Genomic DNA, 21,266 nt, shown 5'->3' with positions numbered 1-21,266 from the left:
AGGAGCCGGAAACGGCTGAAATTGGCGGCTATGCTACCACTATTCCAGCGTTTTTGATGTGTCCTGTTGCAATATGGATGTCGACATTCAGGCTGTGCTTGATACCATCCGCCGATATCCGTAGTCATTGATGAGATTCCGCGTGAGCAAGTCACCCACCCAACAACTGAGAATTATTGGCGGCGAATGGCGTTCCCGTCGGCTGCGTTTCCCGGCAGTGGATGGCCTGCGTCCAACCATGGACAGAGTACGTGAAACCATCTTTAACTGGTTACAGTTTGACGTGGCAGGCGCACGCGTATTGGACGCTTTTGCCGGGAGTGGCGCGCTCGGTATCGAGGCGCTGTCCCGAGGTGCCAAAGATGTCGTTTTTCTGGAAAAGCACCCGAAGGCTGCTATTCAACTGAAAGATAACCTTGGGACGCTGAACGCAACCCATGCCCAAGTGTGGGCTGGTGATGCCTTACTCTGGTTGCAGCAGAATCCACAACCTTTTGACCTGGTGTTTCTGGATCCACCATTCGGAAAAAACCTGCTGCAGCCCGCCATTGACGCTCTTACGCTCCTCCCTGGCGCCTTGATCTACACCGAATACGAGACGGTGCTAGCGCCAGCCTGGCCCGCCAACTGGCAAGAGCGTAAAAGCAAAACCACCAAAGAGTTCTGTTTCCGGCTGTTTGTGGTAACTGACTGACGGGTTGTTTTATATACGGATACAGTACGGCCACCCTGCACCTGCGTGGCCTTACAACACTTCACATTGTCCGCTCGAATCAGCCTTATGGTTGCACAATATCCAGCCGGTCAACGCTCTGGAAACCCCGTGGCAGCTTGTTGCCTCGCCGCCCGCGTTCACCCAGATAATGCTCCAGGTCGCTGAACTTCAATTTCAGATGACGCTTGCCGGAATACACCAGCAGGGTGTCTGTCGTGTGGAATGCCCGCACCGACACCATCAGCTCTTCTGCCGCAGAGGCGCGAGCAGCACTGATATTGATCAGTCGATTGCCCTTGCCCTTGCCCAGCCGAGGTAAATCGGCTGCCGGGAATACCAGTAATCGGCCTTCATTCGTCACCGTCGCGATCCACACATCACTACCCGCAGGCAGCAGACCTGGTGCCAGCACACGGGCATTCGGAGGCAATGTGATCAATGCCTTGCCAGCCTTGTTCTTGCTTTGCATATCGACAAAGCGGGTAATAAATCCGTAGCCTGCATCACTGCATAACAGGTATTCGTCACTGTCCTGCCCCATGAGCATGTGCTCAAATACCGCACCCGCCGGAGGGTTCAAATGCCCAGTCAAGGGTTCTCCCTGGCCACGAGCACTCGGTAATGTATGGGCAATCAGGCTATAGCTGCGACCAGTGTCGTCCAGTAACACAACGGGCTCATTACTCTTGCCTGGAATGGCTTGAAGAAACGCATCCCCTGACTTGTAACTCAGCTTTTCTGGATCCACATCATGGCCTTTCGCCGCCCGTATCCAGCCTTTTTGAGACAGTACCACCACGATGGGGTCAGAGCTCAGTAGCTCAGCTTCCGTCAGCGCTCTGGCTTCTGAGCGCAGCACCAGCGGGGAGCGACGATCATCGCCGTATTTCTCGGCATCGGCACTGATCTCTTTTTTAATCAGGGTTTTTAACCGCCGCTCGGAGCCAAGCGTCTTCTCCAACTGCTGGCGTTCCTTTTCCAGTTCATCCTGCTCACCACGAATGTTCATCTCTTCGAGCTTAGCCAGGTGTCGCAGCTTTAATTCCAGAATCGCTTCGGCCTGTATGTCCGAAATGCCAAAACGTTGCATCAGCGCCAGCTTGGGCTGCTCTTCCTGACGAATAATCTCGATCACTTCATCGATATTAAGGAAGGCAACCAGCAAACCTTCGAGGATATGCAGCCGGGCAAGTACCTTGTCGAGACGAAACTGGAGCCGACGACGGACGGTTGCTGTTCGATAGGTCAGCCATTCGTTCAGCATGGTGAGCAGGTTTTTTACCTGCGGTCGACCATCCAGACCGATAACGTTCATATTGACACGGTAGTTACGCTCCAGATCGGTGGTCGCAAACAAGTGCGCCATCACGGCTTCCGCATCCACTTTGCGAGTACGCGGCACAATCACCAGCCGGGTCGGATTTTCATGATCGGATTCATCCCGCAGATCAGCCACCATCGGCAGCTTTTTGGCCTGCATCTGGGCGGCGATCTGTTCCATGATTTTGGAACCGGAAGCCTGATGTGGCAGGGCGGTAATCACAATATCACCGTCTTCACGGGTGTAGACCGCTCGCATTCTGATACTGCCACGGCCCGATTGGTAAAGTTTGCGCAACTCGTCACGCGGGGTAATGATCTCCGCCTCGGTGGGAAAATCAGGCCCTTGTACCAGCTGGCACAAATCGTCACTGCTGGCACCCGGATTATCCAGCAGGTGAATGCAGGCGCTGGCCACTTCGCGAATGTTGTGCGGAGGAATATCCGTTGCCATGCCCACGGCAATGCCGGTTGTTCCATTCAGCAACACATGGGGCAAACGCGCCGGCAGGGTGGTCGGCTCGTCCATGGTGCCATCAAAGTTGGGCTGCCAGTTCACCGTCCCCTGACCAAGTTCGGACAACAATACGTCCGCAAAGGGGGACAATTTGGCTTCGGTATAACGCATCGCCGCAAAGGATTTCGGATCGTCGGGTGCCCCCCAGTTACCCTGGCCATCAATCAGCGGGTAACGATAGGAAAACGGCTGCGCCATCAATACCATCGCTTCGTAGCAGGCGCTATCACCATGCGGGTGGTATTTGCCCAGTACATCCCCCACGGTTCTGGCGGATTTTTTGTACTTGGCCGTTGCTTTCAGGCCCAGCTCGCTCATTGCATAAATAATACGACGCTGTACCGGTTTGAGTCCGTCTCCTACATGGGGCAAGGCACGATCAAGAATGACGTACATGGAGTAGTTGAGGTAAGCATTCTCGGTGTACTGTCGCAGCGACTGGCGTTCTACGCCATCATCGGTATAGCTGGTTTGCGTCATTGGAATTGGATACGGCTGAGTTCAGGTAGGGCGATTGTGACTGAGGCCTGCAGGATGGGCAATCACTCTGCTGTTATTCGATCCCGATCACGGAGGGTCGACGGAGTGCACTGTCGGCGTATCGATTCAAAAAATCGTCGCCCGTTAAGGGTGGACTGAACAGAAACCCCTGCCCCCAGTCGCACCCCAGCCGCTGAAGGATCGCAGCTTGTGCGCGCGACTCCACCCCCTCAGCCACCACCGTCAAGCCAAGGCTTTTGGCCATCAGAATAATGGCGCGGGCGATCTCATAATCACTGATATCGTCGTTGATATCCCGCACAAACGACTGATCTATCTTCAGCACCGTCACCGGCATGGATTTGAGTTTGCTTAACGATGAATAGCCTGTGCCAAAGTCATCAATCGAAAATTCGACCCCCTGATTACGCAGCAAGCTGATCTGGCGGGTGACTTCCGTAATACCACTCATCATCGCCGTCTCAGTAATTTCCAACTCCAACCAGGCGGGATCAAATGCCATGTCTGCCAGCGACGCCATCAACCGTGAGGCAAATCCGGCGTTGATCTGAATCGCCGACACGTTAATGGCGATTTTTTCCAGCAATAACCCCTGTTCACGCCAGGCCAAAAACTGCTTACAAGCCTGCTCCAGCGCCCACTGGCCCATGCTGTGAATCTGGCCAGTCGTTTCTGCGATAGGAATAAATTCCACCGGTGACACATTACCCAGCTGCGGATGCAACCATCGCATCAGTGCCTCGACCCGTCGCGGCTGGTTGTCACCAAAACGAAATTGTGGCTGATACATCATCGCCAGCTGGCTGAGGCTGACCGCATCACGCAAATCATGGTCCAGGGTCGATCGATCGTTTAGAGTTTCAAGCATCGACGGTTCATAGAAGCAAAATCCATTGCGGCCATTTTGTTTGGCTTGGTGCAATGCGGCGTCGGCATGACGAACCAGCATCGTAAAATTATCGCCATCTTGAGGAAATTGGCTGATGCCAACACTACTACTAAGGGAAAGCAGATGACCATTCAGTTGGTACGGTTCGGAAATAACTGACAACAGCTGTTCAGCCTTGGAGGTCAGGCTGGCACGCGTTCCTGACTCCGGTAGCACAAGAATAAATTCATCGCCGCCAAGACGGGCGCACAGATCAGAATCTCTCAGATTACTGCAGAAACGACGGGCAACGTCCTGTAACAGCAGATCCCCGACCTCATGGCCAAAGGTGTCATTAATCCCCTTGAACTGATCGAGATCAAAAAACAGCACCGCCAGATTTCCCCCCTGTCGTCGTGCCAGACGTAACGCATAATCGAATTTTTTCGACAACAGGGTACGGTTGGCCAACCCAGTGAGGGCATCATGATGAGCAATAAATTCAAGGTTGTTCTGGATCTTGCGTAACTCGGTCACATCACGACTCACGCCAAGCACCCCCAGACATTGCCCCTGACGGTCAAAAAGTGGCGACTTGCTGATTTCCATCAGAACACGTTCACCATTTGCCGACGTTACCCACTCCTCATTACGATAACGGACACCCTGGTGAATCGTTTCCTCATCAACACTCTGGTGCCGCCGGGCAATATCGGCATCAAACAGCTCAAAGTCTGTTTTACCCACAGGGTCGCGACCAATTCCTTGCGATATTTGTTCATTAACGTAGCAGTACACCCCGCGACGATCCTTGAAAAACACCCCATCGGGCAGACCATCACAAATGGCCTGCAACAACTCGTTTTGCCGCTGCAAACGACTCTGGGTACGCTGTAACAGCCGGGCACGATAAGTTACTAGCAGCGCTGTCGTCAGCCCCCAGAACATCAGCCAATACCGAACACCCGCGCCACTCATCAAGGGCATAGCCAGGATAATTCCGATCATTAGCAGTAAAATCAGCTGGCTGTAGTTTTCCAGCCAGCCATAATTATCAGCAGTACGCGATGAGGTGAAATACATCCATTTTCCCGCCACAGAAGCACATGAACCGATCCCGCCCGGAACCTGGTTACCGCATCATATCCCCGTTCATGTAAATTTATGTAACAACTTTTTCAGATTGATTGGCTATCGACCACAACTGTCCTTATTGCCATTGCTGCTAACCGTGCTTCAACCAAATAGCGCGGCTTTTGGATCGGCAATCAATCCGACAATTCACCTATATTCTGATGATTCGAGAGAGCAAGCGCACTCCCATCGAACCGGAATTAATTCACATTTTGTGAAATTATTCCGTTCAGACAATCACTTTTAGTCGCTCAAAAGCAGACAGCAACGCCAATATTCCAGCCTCAACTCATATTCAGTGGCCTTTACTGAATAACAAGCAAATGACCAGCAGCTCTGATCATGGCAGGGATTAATATTATTGAGGTGCGACTGCGGATGCCTGCTTTCAGGGCAGCAACAGTGCCATAAAATGAGCAAATGTCAGGAAATTTGCTCTGAATCGCCATGTCGGACAATCACCGCTGCCCCTTCTATTTGTATTCCAACTGACATAAAACCGTCCAATTAGGCTGCTAGGCTCGCCACCTCGTCATCTGCCCATAAATTTTATTTTGGTCGACGAAGTGCACAAAATGTGTCTGAATTAACGTGATGTAACATAATTGATACACTGTGTTGACGAGCACTAACTGGCTAAGCATACTGCCCGCCGTTGTGCCACCGCCACGAATACTGGTAACTCACACAAGGAACTAGTGCCGATATGCAGGCGAATCCAGAAACAAAGCAGCGTCCGATGTTCCATCTCGGCAGACTGCTCATGTTGACCAAGGCTCTGGCACTGAGTGTCGGCCTCGTTTCTGTTGCGACCGCAGCACCCATCCAGTTAAGAATGGGTCCAGCAGATACCTACCCTGTTTCGACGGACATACCGTCTGATACGGCGCTTATTCCCCTGAAACGCCAGCTCGACTGGTTGTATGTACAGGCTGGAGAGTATCAGGGCTGGATCAGTATCGACTCGCTCGAAGCGTTGCCAGAAAGTATCAAGCGTCTGGAGCCATTGCAGTTTCGTGACAATAGTGACGAAAACAATCCCCAGTTTGAACTGGCTGCAACCTCTGAAACCGCTCTGACACTCGGTGCCAACTTTATTTTGTTTGATCAGGCAGCGGCTGTACGCATTACCCGTTCTACCGACACGAATGATGACTGGTACTCTCTGGAGGCAGGAAAGCGCTTTCCTTTCGCCGAGAACGGTCGCTGGTCATGGGATGGATATTTGGGAGTTGGTGTTGGCAAGAGTTCAGGCGGTTCAACCCGCTGGGACGACGAGGGTGACGACACAACCGTGCCGCTGCTTTCAGCCACAACCGATATCAACTGGAATATAGCTTACAACGTCAGTATCGGCGGCCGGGTTCAAGTCCAGCAAGCCTTGTCTGGCAATAGTGCAAATCATGGAGCGTTGGCCCTAGTATGGAAAATTCGTTTCTGAAAAGATCCAGTCTTGCACTGGGTTTCCTCCTGGCAGCGTCGTCAATTGCAGCTGCCGAGACTTCTCCATCGACCTTTGACGACCCTGCCGTATTGCAAAAGCTGCTGGGTATGGTCGCCGACAAGGCCAAATCTGACGCCAAACTGGCTCCGGGCAATGCCGAGGCTCTGAACGATCCGAAAGTGCTCGAAAAGCTGTTGCACATGGTTCAAAAGGAAACGCCTCCGGCATCGTCTGCCTTTGACAACCCGGCGATGATGGAAAAACTGTTGTCCCGAATGGCGCAAATGGGCACCGAAAAGAGCTATATGGCAGACGAAGTAGCCGTCAATACCAGCTCGGCTCTGGACGGAGCCAGTGTGATGCAAGGATTGCTCCCTCTCGTTGGTGTATCTGCGGTTCCCCGAACGGCAGAGATCTTTGAACCAATCCCCCGCACATTTGATTTTTCCGATGGTATTCCTGAACAGAAAGCTCTGATTGGCATGTCGCTGGGTCAGCAAACGTCGGCGGAATATGGCGACAGTCTGTTGTTTGGCGGCTCCGTCCGCTATCACCTGACCGACCGTTTGGATGCCCTGGCCAGTATCGATTTGGGCCTGACCTCGTTTGGCAACCAGACCATCAAGGATGATAACGGTAATACCGAATTGAAGGAGCATGCAGCCTTCCGTGTCATTACCGCCGGGATCGGCTATTCACTGCTCAAGGGTATTACCAGTATTGATGGCGAGACGTTTCTGCCATGGCAGTTGAACGTGGATGGCGTTATCGGTGAACAGTTCACTGGCAGTAGCCATGGTATGTACCTCGGCGTAGGGACATCCCTTCAGGTGATGATGGGCGACTACTGGATTGGTACCGATACCCGCTACTACCACGTCGATGACGAAGTACTCAACCAAGAAGGTTCGCACCGAGGTCTGCAATGGAGCATAGCAGTCGGATTTTACTACTAGTCCTGGCCGCTCTGATCGCCAGTTTTTCCGTTGCTGACACAGCCTCGAGCAAACTGTCGATTGGAGACACGCTGGCCGAGTTAGCGCTTCCTCCGGTCATGGGCGGCTACGCAAAAAGCTTGAATGAGCAGCGCGGCAAGCCGGTAATGCTAATTTGGGTCGGCGCATGTCACCAATGCCAGGAAGCACTGGAGCAGTATGAGCAACTGGCACGTCAGTACAGCAAAAACGGCCTGGTTACCTGGGTGATATGGGATACAGATGATCGATTGGTCAAGGATGCCCCCCATACAAGTCTGCCTTTACTGGCATACAACCAGAAACTGACCAGGGCATGGCAAATCAACCCATTGCCCGCCGTAATGCTGGTTAGCCCTGACGGAACACTGGATTACCTGTACGCAGGTAGCCTTTTCAGAAATATGGAATTCACTCGCCGTGCCCTGAGTCACTGGTTATCCGGGGACGGCGTAGTACATCAACGTTGATGAGGTGGTTATGAAGTTTTTAGTTGCAGGGATGCTATGGTTCTTCGGTATTTTCCAAGCCGTGGCAGCGACCCCAGAAGACATTCAGCTTGAAATCGATTCAGCCAAACGCTCGGTGATTGAGTTGAGCAGCGAGCTCTCCGCCATCGAAAAGCAACTGATCAGCCCGATTAGTACCAAGGCGTCACTGTATTTGGCACTCAGTAACGGTAAATTCTTTACCCCCATGTCAATCACAGTGTCTGGCAATGGTATTACTCCCATTAACTATCTTTATACCGAAAAAGAAATCCAGGCCCTTCAGTTTGGTGCTGTCCAACCGCTGGCCGACCTTGAAGTGGCGCCCGGTAATCACCTGTTGAAAGTTGTCGTGCGTGGACGTGACGAAAACAAGCGTGTTCGTGATCTGGTCTATGAGGGGGTTTTCCGTAAAAACGGCAATCATCTCAAACTCTTGCTTTCTATTACGGACAACACAGCCCAACGCAGCGCAGTTGCTACTCTGAAGGCTTGGTAAGTCATGCAAAAGTCAGGATTACTCGCTCTGGCCGTAGCGGCTACCGCTTGGGTAAGCAGTACTACCTGTGCAGCGCAGCCTACGGCGTCAGATAACAGCCTTGTTTCTGCGCTAAGTGCCACAGCTCCGGTACTGAAAACCCCGATCGATGTGCTGAATCACGAGCTGGGCAAGCGTGTGTATTTTTTCCACTATCTGACCAGCAACCCTCTGGTTGCCATGTCAGACAGTGACGCAGAACCAACGCTCGCCGATATGGACATCATGTATACATTACCCGCTGGGTTGTCAGACCTGGGCATGGATTCTTACGCCAGTGCATTGCTCCGTGATCCGTCACTCAGTCATTCACCAGGAATGGGAAATACCTGGTTCATGCTGGCCCGTAACGCCTCCGACCGGAGTAACTGGTTGCAAGCGGGCCAACTGGTCAGCAAGGCGATGGCCAGCGACGCTTTGCTGAACCCGGCAGATGAAGCCGAAGCAGCCTTTATAGCCACCACCTCATACGCTAATCGAGATCAGACCCAGCAAGCTGAAGAGGCTTTTAGTCAGATTGATGAGGATAGCAACTGGTACCGGTTTGCCGGTTATAACCTGATGCTGACAAAAATGCGTCAGGGAATATCTGCTGACGACTTGCGGCAGTGGGTGTCCGATTTTCTGGTCGATGATCCGGAAAATGAACAGCAAACTGCGCTGAATGATCGCTTCCGCTTAACGGCGGGAAAATACGAGTTACGCAACAAGCATTATGACGAAGCCATTGGTTATTTGCGGCTGGTATCCAAGGATGGTCCCTACACCTCCGATGCATTGCTGCAATATGGCTGGGCATTGTCAAAGCGCTGGCAATACGACCAGGCCTTACAGCCTTGGCGGGTATTGCAGGAGCACTTCCCCCTGCTGGACATTCATGCACTCGAATCATTGATGGCAACATCCTACCTTGCCGAACTAATGAATGGTGGGGTGCCCTCCCTGCCCGTCTACGAATACACAGAAAACCGTATGACGTTGGCACTTGAGCAACTCAATAATCTCGACAATCCGGTAACCTTACTTCAGTGGGTAACGCGTTGGGAAACTCGTCAGTCGGCAACCTCTGACAATATACTCAGTGCTGACCCTCAGGGCGTCACCGAATCGCCCACCAGCCGTAACCTTGAAGGACTGCTCAGTACCAGCGCCTTCATCCAGGAGCAGCAGCGCCTGCTGGACATTCGCAGCATGCTGGACTGGGTTCAACGGCAACAACAACAGCTGTCTCTCGCACAGGCTGAAAAGCTCGCCAATCTGGCGGCTTATGTGCAGGTCGTACAGTCCGGCAGACTGGAGCAAGTAGAAAGCAGCAGCAGGCAGCTGCAACAACAGATCACACTGATCGACCAGCGCATTCAGGAACAGCGGCGCCAGGCGTTTGGTTTTGCCAATGAATCAGAGTTACTGCAGCTGAATAAACTGGTCGCTATTGCCAATGAGTCCAGTGGTGAAACGCCCATGGAACAAGATACCCGTGAGCAGGCCGCGCTCCTGCAAGGCATCTCCCAGTGGCAACTGAGCAAGTCTTTACCGCAAAGGGCATGGACACTCAAAAAACAGCAGCTTCTCTTGCAGCAGCAATATCAGGACGTAAACACTCAGCTGACCAATGTCAGTGGATTACTGGAACAGGTGGGCACCTTTTACGCCCGCTCGGAAGCGCACCTGGCAACCATCGAAGCCGCCGCCAGCAAACTCAGCCAGCTGGAACAAACACTGACAGCACTTCACACCAAACAGCAGCAGCAAATTGTCACCGTTGCTCAGAGCCATATCGGCATGTTGAAAGACCGACTCAAGGATTACCTCGCGACCACTCGCCTGTCTATTGCCCGACTTTACGACAACGAGCTGCGTCGCAACACCAACAGCGGAGGCCTGGGTGAATATGAATGACCGGCGCTCACTGATATGGTCCTCTGTCGTGTCCTGTCTGCTTGTAACTGCTGGCTGCGCCCAGGTACAACCACACCAGGCTGGCACCATATCGGATCTCACATACTACGGACTGAAAGCGCCTTCCAATGAGCCACTGATTGTCACCAATGAAGACGTCGTGGCACGTTATCGGGCTTACATTGAAGTCGCAGATCACCACCAATACGCAATGCTGGCTTCCCGCCGTATTGCTGCGCTGCGCCTGAACGAGCAAGAAGCAGCCTGGACCGGCGACAGCTTTACTTCCGATGAAGAAGAAGCCGTTGATCCAGAGGTGCTTGCCGCCTCCATTCGTGATTTCGAAGCATTACTGGCCGATCATCCAGACAACGCCAGCAATGATGAAATCCTCTATCAGCTGGCCAAGGCTTACAACATCGCAGCAGAGCCGGAAGAAACCGCCAGGGTTCTTGAACAGCTGGTCGAACGCCACCCGGACTCCCTCTATTATCTCGATGCCGAATTCCGCCTTGGTGAACTGCGTTATGCCATGAGCGACTATGTTGCGGCAGAACAATCGTTCCAGCGCCTGGTAAAACATGGTCGTATTGGCAATAAATACTATAGCAATGCTGGCTACATGCTGGGTTGGTCGCTGTTTAAACAAAGCCGTTACGATGACAGCCTGCTGGCGTTTGCTCGGCTGATCGACGAAGACTATCCAACCCAGAGTGCGATTGATAACGCCAGTGGTGCCAACCTTGAAATCCTCAAGGACAGCGTTTACACCATGGCGGTCGCTTTCAGTTACCGTGGTGAATGGGAAGAGATCGGCGAATTCTTTGATCTCTATGGTCGTCGCCACTACGAATACCTGATTTACGACCGCCTGGCTGACTTCTACTACGAGCAAAAATACTATCAGAGTGGCGCATCGACGCTGGCTGCCTATGTCGAGCGTTATCCTGACAGCGACCGGGCACCGGTTTATTACCAGCGTATGGTTGATCAATACGCTGCCGCAGGCTACCCCGTACTGCAACGTCAAAGCGAAGCAGACTATATAGACCGTTTCGGTATCGACAGTGAGTACTGGGCCAACCATGGTGAAGAAGTACACGCCACCATTCGCGAACCCCTCGCTGGCTATATTATGGATTTAGCCAAGTTTAATCATGGCTGGGCACAACAGACCAAAGACAGTGCAGAAAAAGCAGCGCGTTATGCCGAAGCGGCGAAGTGGTACGACATTTATTTACGCAGTGTCCCGGATGCCGCCGATGCCGCTGAAGCGCATTTCTTGCTGGCAGAGATCGCCTACGAACTCGGCAACTACAAGCAAGCCCGTGATCATTACGAAATCGTAGCTTATCAATACCCCGATCATCCGCGAGCCTCGGAGGCTGCCTATGCAACGGTATTGGCTTATAGCAAATACAAACCAACCAACGAAGATGAAGCCGCAGAATGGCGTCAGCAAAGTGCTGAAAACTCCATGCGCTTTATCAATACCTTCCCCGAGCATGAAGAGCGTGGCAAGGTTCTGGTAAGTACTTCCGAGCTGTTCCTGGCGGACAAAAACCATGAAGAAGCGCTGTCCGTTTCCCGCATGGCCTGGGGTATTCAGGATAATCTGTCAGACAAACATCGCTATGGTGCTGCACTGGTTCGAGGACACTCCGCATTTGAACTGGGATATTACACCGAAGCAGAAGAAGCGTTTCAGCAAGCACTGAAATACAACAAGATTGATGGCAAGACCCGTAAGGATATTCGCGAAAAACTGGCGGCATCTATCTACAAACAAGGTGAGCAGGCCCGCGAAGCCGGTGACTACGAGTTGGCCGCCGCCAGCTGGAATCGTATTGGCGACGTCACTCCTGGCAGCGAAAACTCCATCATTGCCGAATACGATGCCGCCACCATGCTGTTTGAAGTAGAGGACTATGCCGGGGCAGAAAAAGCGCTGAAAGCATTCCAGCGTAAATATCCCAAACACAAGCTCAGCCAAGATATTCCCACCAAGCTGATTTTCACCTATGAAAAGCAGGAAAAATGGGCGACGGCAGCCAATGCTCTGGCAGATGTATGGCGCACCTCCAAAGACAAGAAAGAACAACGCATCGCCTGCTTCCAATCCGGTGAATATTATGAAAAAGCCGGTGACATTGGCAGTGCCATCGTCATGTTCAAGCGCTATGCCAACAACTACTCTGAACCTTTCGACCCCGCCATCGAAGCCCACTACAAGCTGGAGCAACTGTATGGCATGGAAGGAAGTGAAAAGGACGAAGACAAGCGCCGCTACTGGCTCGACAAGGTTATTACCCTGAATGCCAATGCCGGGGACAAGCAAACCGAACGATCAAAATACCTGGCTGCGGGTGCATCCTACGAACTGGCAGAATTTTCACGATTGAAATACGAGAGTCTGCCGCTGACCTTGCCACTCAACAAGAGTATTCCGATCAAGAACAAGGCCATGCAAGAAGCTCAGGAGTTGTATACCCAATCCGTCGAGATGGGCGTGCTCGAATTTACCACCTCCTCGACCTATCGCATTGGTCAACTCTATACCCAGCTGAGCAAGGCGCTTTTGGACTCAGAACGACCCAAAGGACTGGATGAGCTGGAACTCGAGGAATACCAGTTCCTGCTTGAAGACCAGGCATACCCGTTTGAACAGGCCGCGATGGACGTACAGATGAAAAACATCAATCGTACCTACGACGGTATTTACGATGAGTGGATTAAAAAGAGCTTCGATGTCATGGCTGACCTGGCACCGACCCAATACCGTAAGGACGAAAAGGCATTGAGCTATGTTAGTGAGATTCGCTAGTTTTCTCTTGGTGATGGCGCTGGCAGGCTGTAGCTCGCTGATGAAGAGCGGCAGCGACGATACTGCCGACCAACCAGAAGAATCGCAACAACCACTAGCTGCAGAGACAGAAGCAGAAACCGGGCCGGATGACTCTGCTGATGCTGACCTTGATGCAGAAACCAAGGGGCTGTTCAAACACGGTCTGATTTTGCTCAAATCAAAACGCTATGACCAGGCTTTGAAGCACTGGATCATCATGTCTGAGCGTTTTCCGGACTATCCGGGCGTCTGGGTCAATCTGGGTTTATCCCAATACCAGACCGGGGATTTTGAAGGCAGTAAATCCAGCATTGATCAGGCCTTGGTACTTAATAGCGAATTTTGTCCTGCATTTCAGGCCATGGGGCCCGTGGCACGAGAACTTGGGGATTTTACCCTGGCAGAACAAAGCTACTCCAAAGCCATTCAGTGCTCAGCGCCCAACCCCGATCTGCATTATAACCTGGGCATTTTGTACGATCTTTATATGAGGCAGTACGGGAAAGCGTTGCTCCAATACCGCACAGCACAACAGCTGAACAAGAAAGAAGATCCGTTACTGTCGATCTGGATACAGGATCTCGACAAGCGCATCAAAAACACCCAGGCACAAGAAGCTGCCGCCGAAGCAGCCAGCCAGCCGAGTGAAGCGCCAACCCAGCAGACCAACCCAGAGCCTGCAGCTGCTGCAGATTTGGAAGGAGACTCCTGATGAAAACATGGTTATTCGCACTGCTGGCCTTGCTTTCTCCGGTAACCGCTATTGCAGCAGATGTTATTCAACTGGAAGGGATATCCATCCTTGGCAGTACGGAAGACGCCGGCATCATGACAATTACTTCATGGAAAAGCCCACCCGACGTGGAAATACCGTTCGAACCTATCAATGGCTATGAGGAAAAACGCTTCGAGCCGCTGCAACCGAAACAATTTCAGCTAGAAGTTGAATATGCCAAACGTTTCAGAGACGGTTTCGGAAATCAGGCAACGGAAAGGAAAGCGAATTAGTTCACACAAGGATCGCGAAGGCTGGCAAATCAGTGAAATTAGCTGTATCTGCATGGCCGGTTGTCGATTAAATGCAATTTTCCTGCTGTTGAATACCAACAACAGCTTGAAAGCTAACAGTAAAATACTATCTACCACGTAATAAATCTGGGGGAAATTCTATGGATTCCATCGTACGTTTTTTTCAAGAAGGCGGCGTATTTATGTACCCGATTGCCATAATCATGGCTGTGGGTATTGCCATTGCGCTGGAGCGTTTGCTCTACCTGACCAAGGAAAAGTCGAGTAACCGCAAGGCTTTTGACGAAATCCTGCCAATGCTGGAAAGCCGTGATATGCGCGCAGCCCTGAACTATGCCAACGAATCCAGCACCAAACTGGGCGATATTTTCTCTGCCGCCATTGCCCGTATTCCAGGCAGCCAGCGTCGTGAAGAAATTGAATACGCTCTTGAAGAAGGCCTGATGGAAGCGGTCCCCCAGCTTGAAAAACGCACCCAGTACGTCGCCACTTTGGCGAACATTGCCACCCTGATGGGGCTGCTTGGAACCATTATGGGTCTGATTGCTGCCTTTACCGCTGTTGCCAACGCCGCACCAGCAGAAAAAGCCACCCTGCTGTCGCAAAGTATTTCGGTTGCTATGAACACCACGGCTTTTGGTTTGATGGCAGCGATTCCGCTGTTGTTGCTGCATACTTATCTGCAGACCAAAACCAATGAGATTGTCGACAGCATTGAAATGGCCGGAGTGAAGTTTTTGAACATCATTACCGAGCGCAAGCAAGGCCAATCCACTCCCGGCAACAAGTGAGATGTAATTTCCAATGAGACGCCAACGCAATCAAGAACAGGCGGAGCTCAACGTTACATCTTTTATGAACCTGATGATCGTACTGGTACCAGTACTGCTGATGAACATGGTGTTCTCACAGCTGTCCGTAATCGATCTCAAGTTGCCGGCGGGCGATCAGCCTAGTGTTGTAGACCCAAAAGATGTGACGCTCGAGGTCATCATCCGCTCAGACAGCATACAAGTTTCTCATAGCTATCTGTTGCAAACGGTGGTGCACGCGACGTTCCCGAAGGAAGGCGAAAGCTACGACTTCGAAGGACTGTCGACCATCCTGCAAGAGATCAAAAAAGATCCTGTATTTGCTGAGAAAACCGACATCAATCTGCTCCCAGAGCCAGGTATTGATTACCAGACTCTGGTATCAGTGATGGATACGGTTCGTATATACCCTGCCGTTGTTGTGACGTCAGTGGTTGATGCAGCCCTGTTTCCGGATATTTCTCTCGGAGCAGCACCTGACCTGGCGACCGCAACGGAGGTGACTCCATGAAAAAAACGTCCCGCCGCGCCAAGCGCATGGCTCGTAGCCACAAGCGCAACAAAGGTGGCAGCACACTGAACCTGACCGCATTGATGGATATTTTCACCATCCTGGTGTTTTTCCTTATGGTTAACCAGAACGATGTGAAAGTTGAAGACAGTGAACAGATTGAGTTGCCCGCTTCGATTGCCGAAAACATGCCGGAAGAAAATCTGGTCGTGATGGTCAACAAGCAGGAAATTCTGGTTCAGGGTCGTGCTGTTATAGGCATACCACAGGCTGAAGCGACAGAAGGCGAAACCATTGATGCGCTTCTTACCGAACTGCAATACATGGCTGAGCGCTCGCCACTGTCGCCGGAAATGCTGGAGTTGGGTCGTTTTATTACCATCGTCGGCGATAAAGACACCCCCTACCAGCTGCTGAAGAAAGTGATGAACACCTGTTCAAAAGCGACGTTCAGCAACATTTCACTGGCGGTTAACAAAGTCGATGAGGGAGGTACGCCATGAGCGAAGCACTCATAAATCGACATGTCCCTGTTTTGCCCTGGGTTGATACAGGTGAAAGGCGTTACATCCCTATCCTGATTGGGGCCCTGTTGCTAACTGCAATCTTGGGAGCTTTGATCCCGATGATTGATGTACCCGAGCCGGATCGGAGTGAGTTGGAAAAAATTCCGCCCGCCTTGGCCAAGCTGCTGGAGCAAAAAAAACCGGTTCCGCCTCCGCCGCCTCCGCCTCCGCCAAAGGAAGAGAAAAAAGAGGAGCCCAAGCCGGAAGTTCCCAAACCTGAAGAAAAGCCGAAGCCGAAACCAAAACCCAAGATAGAAGCGAAGCCGGAAGAGCGTAAAAAAGCTCAGGATAAGGTCAAGGAAGCTTTGGGGGCAGACGCTCTGAACTCGTTGGCAGCCTTGGCTGCAGCGATCCCGAACGTCAAGCTGGATACCAACAGTGCGGCACTGAGCAATAGTGGCAAAGCCTCGGTCGGTGCTGGCAGTGTTGTGGATCCAAATGCCGTTGTAGCCTTGAGCGGTATTGATGAGTCAACCCTGACAGCAGCCACGAGTGGCGAGCAATTGGGTGAACGTGCGACTACGGCCGTCGAGGTCTCCAGCGAAGAAATTCGCAAGACTGAGGAAGCCAGCACCAAACGGACTCAGGAAGAAATGCGTCTGGTGTTCGAAACCAGCAAGCAAAGCTTCTTCAATGCCTATCGCCGTGCCCAACAGAAAAATCCGACTCTGGCAGGCACAGTGGTACTGGCTTTGAAGATTGCGCCAACCGGTGCGGTTGAGTCTTGCGAGATTGGCCGTAGTGAGCTGAACGATGATGATCTTCACAAGCGTTTGCTGTCACAATGTCGTCGCATGCGATTCAAAGATCGTCCAGAAGTGGATACGGCCAGTGTTGAGTTCCCCATCAACTTTGTACCGTAACCTGATACTGATTGAAGCATAAGAATAAGGGCTGCATTAGCAGCCCTTATTTTTTACGGAGATTATGACAACAGCACGGCAAACCATGGCTAACGTCCAGCAGCTCCCTCACCCCTCCAAAACCCTGACTGGACAACTTAAACGGGTCAGCTCTGTCTATCCCGCCATGGCACATCTACCCCAGAGACGAAAGCAGCTCAATTATCGGTATCTGAAGTCATGAAATGCCTTTTTACTGATATCCTTGTGTTTACACCCGGTGAACACGCGGTATATTGCAGTAAATGTGCTGAATATTGACGTTATACTATGCAGTTAACCCGATTTACTGACTACGGCCTTCGTATTTTGGTGTATTTATGCCAAACACCGGCGAATGAAAAAGTATCGCTCTCCGTCTTGGCGCATCGATTTAACATGAATCATAACCACGTCAACAAGGTCAGCCAAAAGCTGGCTGGGCTTGGCTGGATACACAGCACAAGAGGCAAGATGGGTGGCATTACGCTGGCAGCGACTGCCCGACAATTAAGTATTGCCGATATTGTCAGGGAGCTGGAACTCCAGCTGGATCCTATTGATTGTGGCGGCATTGACTGTCCGATGACAGGTCACTGCCGCTTACAAGGCGTTCTGGCCGATGCAGCGGCGGCCTTCATACAGGTGTTAGAGCAGTACTGCCTGGAAGATATCAGCCAGCAAGATATTCGCTGGTTGCTCGTCCCACTGCCAGAGCACGCCAGCTGATTCAAGCCAGTTCAGCCTCATTACCTCGCCGCTCAAGCCATAACTTCCGATCCCCTGAACGTTTCTTGGCCAGCAGCATATCCATCAACTCCAGCGTTTCCGAAGTTTGCTGGATGTCAGACCCCGGATCGTCAGCTTCCAGTACCAGTTGCACCAGGCGGCGAGTATCTGGATCCATGGTGGTTTCACGCAACTGCATCGGATTCATCTCGCCCAACCCCTTGAAGCGCTGCACGTTAATTTTGCCACGCTTTTTCTCCGCTTCGATCCGTTCAACAATCCCACTGCGCTCAGCCTCGTCCAGTGCATAATAAACATCCTTGCCGATATCGATCCGATACAGGGGCGGCATGGCAACATACACGTGACCGTTTGCCACCAGCGCCGGGAAGTGGCGGAGAAACAGCGCGCACAACAAGGTGGCGATATGCAAGCCATCCGAATCCGCATCGGCAAGAATACACACCTTGCCGTAACGCAATCCGGAGAGATCATCCGAGCCGGGATCAATACCCAGGGCAATCGCAATATGGTGGACTTCCTGCGACGCCAGAATCTGATCCGAATCGACTTCCCAGGTGTTGAGGATCTTGCCCCGCAGCGGCATGATCGCCTGAAACTCGCGATCACGCGCCTGTTTGGCAGAGCCACCAGCCGAGTCTCCCTCGACCAGGAACAATTCCGTCCGCTCACCATCCTGGCCGGTACAATCTGCCAGCTTTCCAGGCAACGCTGGCCCCTGGGTGATTTTCTTGCGGGCCACTTTTTTCGATTTGCGCAAGCGGGTCTGGGCGCTGCTGATCGCCAGTTCAGCAAGTTGTTCTGCCGCAGAAATATGATCATTCAGCCACAGCGCAAAAGCATCTTTTACAATGCCGGAAATAAAGGCCGATGCCTCCCGTGACGACAGACGTTCTTTTGTCTGGCCAGCGAACTGGGGATCGGAAAGTTTGGCGGAGACGACGTAAGCGCATCGCTCCCAGAGGTCATCCGGTGTCAGCTTGATACCCCTCGGCAGCAAATTGCGAAACTCACAAAACTCCCGCAACGCATCCAGCAATCCGGATCGGAAACCATTCACATGCGTCCCACCTTGGGCTGTAGGAATCAGGTTAACGTAGCTCTCCTGCAACAACTCACCACCATCCGGTAACCAGTGCACCGCCCAATCCACACCTTCACTCGACCCGGACATCGAGCCGGTAAATGGCGTAGCCGGCACGACGTCATAACCACTGGCGGCATTGACCAGGTAATCCTTGAGGCCGTCTTCGTAATACCATTCATCACTATCCGCGCTGTCAGGCGCAACAAAAACAATCCGCAGCCCCGGACACAGCACCGCTTTGGCACGCAACACGTGTTTCAGGCGAACCACAGAAAAGCGCGGGCTATCAAAATACGATTCATCCGGCAAAAACCGTACACTGCTGCCGGTTTTTTTCTTGCCACAACTATCAATAATCTGCAGGTCGGCAACCTTGTAGCCATCCTTGAAACCGATACGGTGCACCTGGCCATCACGCCATATGGTCACCTCCAGCGCCTTGGACAAAGCGTTGACAACAGACACCCCAACGCCGTGCAAACCGCCAGAAAACTGGTAACTGTCGTTAGAAAATTTGCCACCCGCATGCAGCTGGCTAAGAATCAGCTCGACGCCAGAGACGCCATGCTCTGGATGTATATCTGTTGGCATACCACGGCCATCATCCAGCACGGTCATGGAGCCATCCGCATGCAGCGTGACCTCGATACGGGAAGCATGGCCAGCCAGGGCCTCATCTACCGAGTTATCAATCACCTCCTGAGCAAGGTGGTTGGGACGTGTTGTATCCGTATACATCCCCGGACGTTTGCGCACCGGGTCAAGCCCACTAAGAACTTCAATTGACGCTGCTGTGTATTGACCAGGTGCTTTGCGGATGTCGGACATGATGACCTCTGTTAACGGTACGGCAGGCACGGAGTATACCCAGCCACCGGGCCAACAGCATCCTGATGATGCGCGCTCTCGTCAGTGAAATAGCTGGCGGCTGGCAACAAATGCCATGATGCGTGGCAAAAACTGGCCATAGCCTTCAAAGCTATGCGTTCCACCAGCCTGGCTCCAGCCAGGACAATGACGATACAGTTGCGCAGCATGACGATAATCCAGCGTCTCATCCGCCGTTTGCAGCAGTACCAGCAGATCTTCCGGGCGGGCGACGACAGTAACATCCAATGCAGCCAATTGATCCAGGTGTATATCCGTCAGCTCAAATGACTGGCCAGAATAATAGTGCCGGTTAGGACCAACATAATGACGGAACAGTTTATGTGGCTGAACCGCAGGATTAACCAGCACGGCCGGAACCCGATAGGTCTCAGCCAGCCAGGTCGCATAAAAGCCCCCGAGCGAGCTGCCAATGACACATACACGCTCATAACGCTGCTGTAATTGTTGTAATTGATCTGCTGCCAGCGTAATGGCATCAGCCGGAGCAAAGGGTAATTCTGGTAGACGCAACGCCGACTCCAGCCCTTGCCGACGGAAATAGGCCAAGGTTTCCTGCGCCTTGAGCGACTGGGGAGAGCTGAGAAATCCATGCAAATACAAGCAGCCGAGGCCGTCGAGGTGAGTCACTATCAGGAAGGTTCCTTAAATCAGTATCCCTTAACGGAATAATCGACTTCAAATTCAATATGCTCAACCCGCTTGATATCAGTTTCGATCTGGCCGTCCGGCAACAAATCCAGCCAACGGAATCCGGGACTGAGCCGATCAATGGTGAATTCAACAGTATTGGGGGCAAACTGAACACAGGTTGAAGGCGTCGACAGCAGGCGTAAGTCGCCGACCATCTGATCGCTCTGCTGATGTACGTGGCCCCAAAGCAGACCCCGTACATTAGCAAACCGGGAGACAACAGACATCAGTTCAGCTGAATTACGGAGGCCGATAGTATCAATCCAGCGACACTGCATGGAAACCGGATGGTGATGGAAACACACAAGCGTGTGCAATTCGGGGGCTTCGGACAGCGCGGATTCGAGCCGGGCGAGCTCCGTGTCAGATAATTCACCGTGCACCTTGCCCGCAACGCGGCTGTCAAGCATCACCACCTGCCAATGAGGGGTACGCAATATTCGATCCTGCAGGCCGGTGCCGTCAGTCACTGCCGCCATACTGTCCAGGTCATCGTGATTGCCGGGAATCCAGAAACTGGGGACAGCAAAAGGCTCCAGTTCAGCTTTCAAATAACGGTAAGACTCACTGCTCCCATCCTGGGAAAGGTCACCGGTCACCAGCAGGGCATCCATATCCTGATGATCAGCACGAATGATATCCAGCACACAACGCAAGCTGTCCAGCGTATTCATGCCCAGCAAGTGTCCATCCTTCGTCGCGCTCAGATGGGTATCTGTAATCTGGATCAACCGGAAGGTTGATGCTCTATCAAAAAAGACCAAACGCCACTCCCATCAAATACCAGGCTACCTGCCAGCCGGAAA

The 21,266-nt window shown here is 52.3% G+C and carries 19 protein-coding genes; 14 read left to right on the top strand and 5 right to left on the bottom strand.

The window, feature by feature from the left end:
• Positions 1-142 precede the first annotated feature (142 nt).
• Positions 143-694 (top strand): 16S rRNA (guanine(966)-N(2))-methyltransferase RsmD, encoded by a 552-nt coding sequence (gene rsmD / locus WG929_RS14685; RefSeq protein WP_369856300.1) that lies wholly within the window; start codon positions 143-145, stop codon positions 692-694.
• Positions 695-779: 85 nt separating this feature from the next.
• Here rsmD and parC read toward each other — a convergent pair whose 3' ends face one another.
• Positions 780-3,032 carry a DNA topoisomerase IV subunit A gene (gene parC / locus WG929_RS14680; RefSeq protein WP_416206665.1) on the bottom strand — a complete coding sequence of 751 codons (2,253 nt, stop codon included), beginning with the start codon at positions 3,030-3,032 and terminating at the stop codon, positions 780-782.
• Positions 3,033-3,105: 73 nt separating this feature from the next.
• On the bottom strand, positions 3,106-5,004 hold the full coding sequence (locus WG929_RS14675) for a putative bifunctional diguanylate cyclase/phosphodiesterase (protein WP_416206664.1): 1,899 nt from the start codon (positions 5,002-5,004) through the stop codon (positions 3,106-3,108).
• An 814-nt stretch (positions 5,005-5,818) separates the two neighbouring features.
• Here WG929_RS14675 and WG929_RS14670 point away from each other — a divergent pair.
• From WG929_RS14670 to WG929_RS14610, 13 genes are all read left to right on the top strand, one after another.
• On the top strand, positions 5,819-6,496 hold the full coding sequence (locus WG929_RS14670) for a hypothetical protein (protein WP_416206663.1): 678 nt from the start codon (positions 5,819-5,821) through the stop codon (positions 6,494-6,496).
• Positions 6,478-7,455: a hypothetical protein gene (locus tag WG929_RS14665; RefSeq protein ID WP_416206662.1), complete on the top strand. Its 978-nt coding sequence runs from the start codon at positions 6,478-6,480 to the stop codon at positions 7,453-7,455. The genes WG929_RS14670 and WG929_RS14665 overlap by 19 nt, the downstream gene beginning before the upstream one ends.
• Positions 7,425-7,943 carry a redoxin domain-containing protein gene (locus tag WG929_RS14660; protein ID WP_416206661.1) on the top strand — a complete coding sequence of 173 codons (519 nt, stop codon included), beginning with the start codon at positions 7,425-7,427 and terminating at the stop codon, positions 7,941-7,943. Before WG929_RS14665 ends, WG929_RS14660 begins: the two co-directional genes overlap by 31 nt.
• A 10-nt stretch (positions 7,944-7,953) precedes the next feature.
• On the top strand, positions 7,954-8,460 hold the full coding sequence (locus tag WG929_RS14655; protein WP_416206660.1) for a hypothetical protein: 507 nt from the start codon (positions 7,954-7,956) through the stop codon (positions 8,458-8,460).
• A gap of 3 nt (positions 8,461-8,463) precedes the next feature.
• Positions 8,464-10,398 (top strand): tetratricopeptide repeat protein, encoded by a 1,935-nt coding sequence (locus WG929_RS14650; RefSeq protein ID WP_416206659.1) that lies wholly within the window; start codon positions 8,464-8,466, stop codon positions 10,396-10,398.
• Positions 10,391-13,222, top strand: coding sequence for a tetratricopeptide repeat protein (locus WG929_RS14645; RefSeq protein ID WP_416206690.1), 2,832 nt, complete (start codon positions 10,391-10,393; stop codon positions 13,220-13,222). The genes WG929_RS14650 and WG929_RS14645 overlap by 8 nt, the downstream gene beginning before the upstream one ends.
• Positions 13,203-13,955, top strand: coding sequence for a tetratricopeptide repeat protein (locus WG929_RS14640; RefSeq protein WP_416206658.1), 753 nt, complete (start codon positions 13,203-13,205; stop codon positions 13,953-13,955). The genes WG929_RS14645 and WG929_RS14640 overlap by 20 nt, the downstream gene beginning before the upstream one ends.
• On the top strand, positions 13,955-14,251 hold the full coding sequence (locus WG929_RS14635) for a hypothetical protein (protein ID WP_416206657.1): 297 nt from the start codon (positions 13,955-13,957) through the stop codon (positions 14,249-14,251). The genes WG929_RS14640 and WG929_RS14635 overlap by 1 nt, the downstream gene beginning before the upstream one ends.
• A gap of 161 nt (positions 14,252-14,412) precedes the next feature.
• Positions 14,413-15,063: a MotA/TolQ/ExbB proton channel family protein gene (locus WG929_RS14630; RefSeq protein WP_369856290.1), complete on the top strand. Its 651-nt coding sequence runs from the start codon at positions 14,413-14,415 to the stop codon at positions 15,061-15,063.
• Positions 15,064-15,076: 13 nt separating this feature from the next.
• Positions 15,077-15,595 (top strand): ExbD/TolR family protein, encoded by a 519-nt coding sequence (locus tag WG929_RS14625; protein WP_369856289.1) that lies wholly within the window; start codon positions 15,077-15,079, stop codon positions 15,593-15,595.
• A complete protein-coding gene (locus WG929_RS14620) occupies positions 15,592-16,098 on the top strand; it encodes an ExbD/TolR family protein (protein WP_369856288.1) in 507 nt (168 codons plus the stop codon). Before WG929_RS14625 ends, WG929_RS14620 begins: the two co-directional genes overlap by 4 nt.
• A 122-nt stretch (positions 16,099-16,220) precedes the next feature.
• A complete protein-coding gene (locus WG929_RS14615) occupies positions 16,221-17,024 on the top strand; it encodes an AgmX/PglI C-terminal domain-containing protein (protein WP_416206656.1) in 804 nt (267 codons plus the stop codon).
• A 309-nt stretch (positions 17,025-17,333) separates the two neighbouring features.
• On the top strand, positions 17,334-17,771 hold the full coding sequence (locus tag WG929_RS14610; RefSeq protein WP_416206655.1) for an Rrf2 family transcriptional regulator: 438 nt from the start codon (positions 17,334-17,336) through the stop codon (positions 17,769-17,771).
• A gap of 1 nt (position 17,772) precedes the next feature.
• On the opposite strand, the gene parE is transcribed toward WG929_RS14610, so the two are convergent.
• The 3 genes from parE to cpdA form a co-directional block, all read right to left on the bottom strand.
• The gene (parE, locus tag WG929_RS14605; RefSeq protein ID WP_416206654.1) at positions 17,773-19,707 is read right to left on the bottom strand and encodes a DNA topoisomerase IV subunit B; all 1,935 of its coding nucleotides are present in this window, start codon (positions 19,705-19,707) and stop codon (positions 17,773-17,775) included.
• Between the two features lie 81 nt (positions 19,708-19,788).
• Positions 19,789-20,397 carry a YqiA/YcfP family alpha/beta fold hydrolase gene (locus tag WG929_RS14600; RefSeq protein WP_416206653.1) on the bottom strand — a complete coding sequence of 203 codons (609 nt, stop codon included), beginning with the start codon at positions 20,395-20,397 and terminating at the stop codon, positions 19,789-19,791.
• Between the two features lie 20 nt (positions 20,398-20,417).
• Positions 20,418-21,224 carry a 3',5'-cyclic-AMP phosphodiesterase gene (gene cpdA, locus WG929_RS14595; protein ID WP_416206652.1) on the bottom strand — a complete coding sequence of 269 codons (807 nt, stop codon included), beginning with the start codon at positions 21,222-21,224 and terminating at the stop codon, positions 20,418-20,420.
• Positions 21,225-21,266: the final 42 nt, after the last annotated feature.

The sequence above is a fragment of the Oceanobacter antarcticus genome (assembly GCF_044962685.1).
In the GTDB taxonomy this organism is placed as follows: Bacteria; Pseudomonadota; Gammaproteobacteria; order Pseudomonadales; family Oceanobacteraceae; genus Oceanobacter; species Oceanobacter antarcticus.
The sequence above is the reverse complement of the archived record's forward strand: the minus strand, read 5'-3'. Positions and strand labels throughout refer to the sequence as shown.

What these genes read in the sequence shown, in the direction of transcription:
- parC (WP_416206665.1), bottom strand. Translation starts at nt 3,032, where the DNA reads ATGACGCAAACCAGCTATACCGATGATGGCGTAGAACGCCAGTCGCTG.
- WG929_RS14675 (WP_416206664.1), bottom strand. Translation starts at nt 5,004, where the DNA reads ATGTATTTCACCTCATCGCGTACTGCTGATAATTATGGCTGGCTGGAA.
- WG929_RS14670 (WP_416206663.1), top strand. Translation starts at nt 5,819, where the DNA reads ATGTTGACCAAGGCTCTGGCACTGAGTGTCGGCCTCGTTTCTGTTGCG.
- WG929_RS14665 (WP_416206662.1), top strand. Translation starts at nt 6,478, where the DNA reads ATGGAAAATTCGTTTCTGAAAAGATCCAGTCTTGCACTGGGTTTCCTC.
- WG929_RS14660 (WP_416206661.1), top strand. Translation starts at nt 7,425, where the DNA reads ATGGAGCATAGCAGTCGGATTTTACTACTAGTCCTGGCCGCTCTGATC.
- WG929_RS14655 (WP_416206660.1), top strand. Translation starts at nt 7,954, where the DNA reads ATGAAGTTTTTAGTTGCAGGGATGCTATGGTTCTTCGGTATTTTCCAA.
- WG929_RS14650 (WP_416206659.1), top strand. Translation starts at nt 8,464, where the DNA reads ATGCAAAAGTCAGGATTACTCGCTCTGGCCGTAGCGGCTACCGCTTGG.
- WG929_RS14645 (WP_416206690.1), top strand. Translation starts at nt 10,391, where the DNA reads ATGAATGACCGGCGCTCACTGATATGGTCCTCTGTCGTGTCCTGTCTG.
- WG929_RS14640 (WP_416206658.1), top strand. Translation starts at nt 13,203, where the DNA reads ATGTTAGTGAGATTCGCTAGTTTTCTCTTGGTGATGGCGCTGGCAGGC.
- WG929_RS14635 (WP_416206657.1), top strand. Translation starts at nt 13,955, where the DNA reads ATGAAAACATGGTTATTCGCACTGCTGGCCTTGCTTTCTCCGGTAACC.
- WG929_RS14630 (WP_369856290.1), top strand. Translation starts at nt 14,413, where the DNA reads ATGGATTCCATCGTACGTTTTTTTCAAGAAGGCGGCGTATTTATGTAC.
- WG929_RS14625 (WP_369856289.1), top strand. Translation starts at nt 15,077, where the DNA reads ATGAGACGCCAACGCAATCAAGAACAGGCGGAGCTCAACGTTACATCT.
- WG929_RS14620 (WP_369856288.1), top strand. Translation starts at nt 15,592, where the DNA reads ATGAAAAAAACGTCCCGCCGCGCCAAGCGCATGGCTCGTAGCCACAAG.
- WG929_RS14615 (WP_416206656.1), top strand. Translation starts at nt 16,221, where the DNA reads ATGATTGATGTACCCGAGCCGGATCGGAGTGAGTTGGAAAAAATTCCG.
- WG929_RS14610 (WP_416206655.1), top strand. Translation starts at nt 17,334, where the DNA reads ATGCAGTTAACCCGATTTACTGACTACGGCCTTCGTATTTTGGTGTAT.
- parE (WP_416206654.1), bottom strand. Translation starts at nt 19,707, where the DNA reads ATGTCCGACATCCGCAAAGCACCTGGTCAATACACAGCAGCGTCAATT.